The sequence below is a fragment of the Vibrio sp. Isolate32 genome, assembly GCF_022397955.1.
In the GTDB taxonomy this organism is placed as follows: Bacteria; Pseudomonadota; Gammaproteobacteria; order Enterobacterales; family Vibrionaceae; genus Vibrio.
This window is the reverse complement of record NZ_JAKEUQ010000092.1, coordinates 1-504: the sequence shown is the minus strand read 5'-3', so window position 1 is coordinate 504 and position 504 is coordinate 1. Positions and strand designations below refer to the sequence as shown.

At 42.3% G+C, this 504-nt stretch carries 1 pseudogene; it reads left to right on the top strand.

The features are described 5' to 3' along the window. Positions 1-504: pseudogene (locus L1D11_RS22585) on the top strand (ISAs1 family transposase); the annotation flags it as partial.

Genomic DNA, 504 nt, shown 5'->3' with positions numbered 1-504 from the left:
ACATACAATAGCCCGTATTTTGCGTTCAGTTGTTGCAGAATCTTTGCTAGAGGCATTAGCCCTCTGGATTAACGAACAACGCACGAGTCAAAACAAGCCGATTATCGCATTCGATGGAAAAGCTTCGTGGCTCATACCGAAATGACAAAAAAACAGCGTTACAATTGGTCACTGCCTACGGTACTGAACGTGGTCTTGTACTGAGTCAAAATCTGACTGAGAACAAGAATGGCGAGATCAACGTTGTACGGCAAATGCTTGATGTTATAAATGTAAAGGGTAGTGTTGTTACAGTTGATGCACTGCATTGTCAGCGTGAAACACTAGAAAAAATCAAAGAAAAACAAGCGCATGTTGTTGTTCAGGTTAAGAATAATCAGCCTAAGCTTAGAGCGGCTGTTGTGGCGCAGTTCAAAGCAGTTTTTGATGCTGGTAAAGAGAAAATAGTCACCGAGGTCAAAGAGAAACAACATGGTCGTAGTGAAGAGCGATACGTGTTTCAGC